General features: G+C 43.2%; 1 protein-coding gene. It reads left to right on the forward strand.

Annotated elements, in window-relative coordinates; all coding sequences use genetic code 11:
- On the forward strand, positions 1-5,965 hold a 5,965-nt coding region (locus tag FZC40_RS16720; RefSeq protein WP_187389073.1), incomplete at both ends, for an Ig-like domain-containing protein.

Raw genomic sequence — 5,965 nt, forward strand, 5'->3', positions numbered from 1 at the left:
ATGATGCTATTCTCAATGTCAGGTGTGGATATGCTTGTTGCCTATGCGGTGGACAATGTGAGTTCCGCACAGGAAGAGCAAACACCGGCAGTAGGAGGCACGGCTGCAGATGGCGGCACAATCGCAGGTGGAGATACGACTGCCGGTGGTGGCACAACTGCAGGTGGAGAAACATCAGCACCAGTTACACCAGCAGGTGGAGAAACACCAGCACAGCCAGTTACACCAGCAGGTGGAGAAACACCAGCACAGCCAGTTACACCAGCAGGTGGAGAAACACCAGCACAGCCAGTTACACCAGCAGGTGGAGAAACACCAGCACAGCCAGTTACACCAGCAGGTGGAGAAACACCAGCACAGCCAGTTACACCAGCAGGTGGGGAAACACCAGCACAGCCAAGTACACCAGCAGGTGGAACGACACCAGATCCAATACCTATAGTTAATAAATTCTTGGTTGATTTCAGCGTACCATCGATTGATGGCGGAATCATTGCCGTTGATAACGCAACAGTGAACCCAGCAAGCTTTACAAAGGAAATAAGCGAAGGACAAGATTTTACTTTTGGAGTAACGCCAAAAGATGGGTACAGAATTTCAAGTGTGAAAGTTGATGGAGTAGATGTTGCGGCAACAGTTGCCAACGTTTATAAAATCACTATTACAAAATCAACTACTATTGACGTGGAGTTTGAAAAAATTCCAGTACCAGTAACGAATCCAGCAGCGGATAATCCCGGTTCTAAACCAGATACAGGAGCAGGAACCGGAACTGAACCAGGAACCGGAACTGGAACCGGAACTGGAACTGGAACCGGAACTGAACCAGGAACCGGAACTGGAACCGGAACTGAACCAGGAACCGGAACCGGAACCGGAACTGAACCAGGAACTGAACCAGGAACTGATCCAGGAGCCGGAACGGTATTGACAGATCCCAGTTTACCAACAATACCAGTAGGAAAACCTGGGGATACCGTTTTTTTAACAAAAGTGGATGTAGCAGTTGCTGCCAACCCGATAAAAGTTGGTGATAAAACAGCAGCTACTGCAACAGTTACTTCGACCATGCTAATTAATCAATTGGTCATTTTATCTTCCGATAAAGAAGAAGGCACGACGCCAGTTGATCAATCCGTTACCTGGACATCTGATCAGGCAAATATTGCCAGTGTATCAGCTGAAGGAATCATCACCGGCGTTTCAGCAGGTGAGGCGACCATAACAGCAACAACGAAAGACGGTGTAAAAGGTAGCGTGACGGTGAAAGTTACTTCAACAACAGCTCCGGCAACGCCAGTTAATAGCGGCAGTTACGAAGTGACTGTTGGCGGAGACCCGATAACGATAACCGGTCAAGCAGGGACTGACCATACCTGGACAGCTGACTCCGATATCATTACCATGGAGAAAGATGGCAATAGTGTTAAAGTTACCGGAAATAAAACCGGAACAGTTACGTTAACCCACACTTATAAATTAGAAACGAAAGCGACCGAAGACACAGGAACAATCGGTGCAGCTGATGCAACCCAAACAGACGACCGTATTACCAATGTCGAAACGATCACCATCAAAGTCAATGAAGCGGTAAAAACGGGAGTAACATTAAATACCAATGTTGATGGCGTAAGTATCACCGTCACTGCTCCAGAAAACGTTCTTCCTCAAGGGGCACAGCTTAAAGCAGTGACTAACGCAAACGGAAGTGTTGAAGATGCCATTGAAGGTGCCATCGATGATACGAAAGAAGTCAAAGAAATCAGGACCTTCGACATTACCATTTTGGATAAAGATGGAAACATCATTGAACCCACAGGAGACGTACAAGTATCCTTTGCCACATCGTTAGATGGAAACGAACAAGAGGGCGCACAGCTTGAAGCATTCTATATCAATGGCAGCAGTGCAACAAATATGGGCACCGGTAGTGCAACATCAGTAGATTTTACAACGAATCATTTTTCAACTTACAGTACCGTTTTAACAGTACAAAGTAATGCGGTAGTATCAACAGATCGTTCGATGACAGTTGGGGACACAATTACTATAACTGGAACATCATCTAACGGGTCAAATTCGTGGACAACCAGTGCCACTGTCGTTCAATTAAGTAATACCAGTAGCAGCACGGTAACAGCGAAGGGAATAACGGCTGGTACAACGGTACTGACACATACATACTATACAGGTTTTTGGGGCACTAACAAGAAAACAGAAACATTTAATGTAATGGTTAAGCCGGCGACTGTAGCAGTAACCGCGATTAATGTCACTGCGGCATTAACGGATATACCCGTTGGTGATTCCACTACGGTGAACGCTGTTGTTTCACCAGACAATGCAACTGACAAAAGCGTCACCTGGAGTTCCAACGATCCATCAATCGCAACGGTTGACGGAAATGGTTTGGTAAAAACACTAAAAGTCGGATCAGTTATCATTACCGCAACATCAGTGGCAAACCCAGGGATCAAAGGAATTGCAACCCTGACAATCAGCCCCATCGCGGTTAAGTCGATTACGGTCAACGCAGACTCAACCGAGGTTAAGATTGGTGATTCCACTACGGTGAGGGCCAGTGTTTTACCAGATAATGCAGCAGATAAAAGCGTCACCTGGAGTTCCAGCGATCCATCAATCGCAACAGTTGATGGAAATGGTTTGGTAAAAACACTAAAAGTCGGATCAGTTACCATTACCGCAACCTCAAACGCAGGAACAAGTGGATCTGCAGTAACAGGGGCAGTGACCATTCACATTAATCCGGTCATTGCAAGCAGCATTAACGTTACCGCGGATTATAACAATCTTGTAATTGGCAGTTCCGCTCAGGCGAGTGCAGCATTTACACCGAGCAATACAACGGATCAATCCGTCACATGGGGATCAAGTGATTCAAAGATTGCAACAGTTGACGGAAATGGTTTAGTGACCGCCGTTGCCGAAGGAACAGCGACCATTACGGCAACATCTAACAGCAATAAACTGGTATCAGGCAGTACGGATATTGTTGTTGCAAAAGATGATTCCAATACCAACTATACCCTCACGGTAAACTATTATTATGAAGACGGCACCCGGGCAAATACAACCCTGATCACGCCTTATTCAACAAAAGAAGTTTATCGTGTCGTTGTACCAACATTAGAAGGGTATACTGCTCATGCAGAGTCAGCAACTGGAGCGGTTGTTACCATCCTTTCCGGACAGCTTACAGCGGATACCACCGATAACATTATTTATGCAGGTGATACAAAAACCTATACGGTTAAGCATTATGAAGAAGATCTTAACGGAGCGATGGTTTTAGCAGAAACTCAGGAATTACAGGGAAAAGTTGGTCAAATGACTGTAGCGACAGCTAAAACGCTGACTGGTTTTACAGCGAGCACACCAAACAATCAAATTATCTCAGCAACCCAAACGGTCAATATTAATATTAATTACAAACGTAATTTAAACCATGTAGTATTTGATACTCAAGGTGGTAGTTACGTAAATAGAATCGATACGAAGTATGGCAGTACGATTGATATGAACATGGTTACAGCACCGACCAGAAATGGTTACACTTTTGCCGGCTGGTATGATAATACAGCCGGTACTGGGAATCAGGTAACAGGAGCATTTACACTGGAAAGCGACAAAACTTTGTACGCTAAGTGGACTGCCGATACTGAGAGTTATACCGTTTTTTATTGGCGGCAAAATACCACCGCCACTGGATATGATTATGTCGAATCAGAAACAAAAACCGGTCAAACCGGTTCAGCCATCGACCTCAGTGGGATCAACAAGACTTATGACTATTTCACATATGACCGTGTAAAAACTGCCGCGGAAAATCCAAATGTTACCATTGCAGGCAATGGCAGCACGATCGTGAATGTATACTATACCAGAAATGAATATACCGTTTATTTTAATTTGAATACCAGTGACACCCCAAATACCGCAACACTAACGATGGGAAGTAACAGCTACACCAAAACAGGGAGTAAGTATTCAATTACTGCAAAATATGAAGCTGATATTGCAGATAAATGGCCAACTTCTCAAAATTGCAAATCGGGAAACAACTATTCGTACTTTGATAGTTGGAATGGCGTTACAAGTGCAAATCAGGTAACGCGAGTTCTTACCATGACAAGTGATTTAATATCAGGTAGTTCTGGTAAAACATTAACTGCTAATTGGACAGAATATAATGATACTTATTATATTGACTATTATATGCAGAATATTGATGATGATCAATATACATTAAATACTGATTATAGCCAGGTTGTTCAAGGCGATTACTCAGGATGGGGATACAAAGCAATTACCGGATTTACACCAAAAAGTAACTCTAGTGTATACGCTGATAATAATAATCATTTTAAACTTTATTATAATCGAGTAAAACAAACGCTGCAGTTTTATAATTATAATGCGGTTGATAGTGCCCATACTCAGTCAAGCATTAAATTCGGAGCATCAATCAGACAATATAACTATACACCATCAAAACCGGCTAATTTGCCTTCTTACTATGAATTTGGCGGATGGTATACCACACCCGCTTGTGTTTCTGGTACCGAAGTCAATTGGAATACCGTTACAATGCCTTATGTCACAGGGAATGGCGGGTTAATCCTCTATGCCAAATGGGCGGCACCAGAATACACCGTTAGTTTTAACACCAATGGTGGCTCAGTCATACCTGATCAGAGTGTATCAGCAGGCGGTTATATTACACGACCGTCAGATCCAACTAAAGAAGGGTATACGTTTATAAATTGGTACAATTCTGATGGCAGTTTATATGATTTTTCGAAGCCGATCACAGACACAAAGACAACAGTTAATGCGATCTGGGAAAAAACGACAGAAACCACCTACATCGTGCAGTATATCGGATCAGATGGAAATGTGTTTCAAACAACAGGCCCATTTAGTGGCAATGTAGGAGAGACAAAAACAGCGATTGCGATTGCACACGGAACTGAAGTTCCTGACCTCGCGACAAAAACCATCACACTTAAAGCGAATGCGGCAGAGAATGTGATTACTTTCAAGTATTCAGCAGCATCGAATCAACCCTACACGGTACATTATTTACTGAAAGATTCGGAAGAAAAAATAGTTGGCGACACGACGGGAACGACTTATGCAACCAAAGTATACGTTTCTTCGAAAACAATAGTTGGATACGAATCTGACGCAAGCAGTAAATCAATTACGATACAAACAAGTGGTGGAAATGAGGCAACTTTCTACTATTCTCCGATTGAATATAGTATTTCTTATGACTTGGATGGCGGAAATTTACAAGCAGGGGATACCAACCAAACCAATTATACAATCAGAGATAATTTTACTTTGAATAACCCGGTCAAGACAGGGTATACATTTTCCGGTTGGACCGGAACAGGGTTAGAAAGTTTAACCAATCCAGTAAGCATTCAGAATTCAACTGGAAATAGAAGTTATAAAGCGAACTGGACCGCGAATACAGCAACCATCGCATTTGAAGAAAACGGAGGAACCAGTGTTTCTGATCTCACCGGTGTAACCGGTGGAACGGTAAGCGGAACACTGCCGACAACAAGCAAAACCGGCTATATCTTCACAGGCTGGTACACCAGCAATGATACAAGCGGAACAAAGGTAGATATTCTACCAGGCACTTATCCAGCCGGGACAACCACCTACTATGCGAAGTGGGAAAAAACAACGGACATAACACTTATTGCCGATAACAAAACCGTAACCTATGATGGCACAGAACAAACGGTTAACAGTTATACAACAAGCATTCAGTTACCGGCAAACTATACAATTAAGGCAACCGCCAGTGCAAATGCAACCAATGTTGGAACCTATGATGTTACGTTTACAGGAGCAGTAACAATTTTAGATGCTCAGAATAATGATGTAACAAACAACTACAATATTAAAATGGAAAAAGGAACACTGA

It is taken from the genome of Acetobacterium tundrae (genome assembly GCF_008086615.1).
Classification (GTDB): domain Bacteria; phylum Bacillota; class Clostridia; order Eubacteriales; family Eubacteriaceae; genus Acetobacterium; species Acetobacterium tundrae.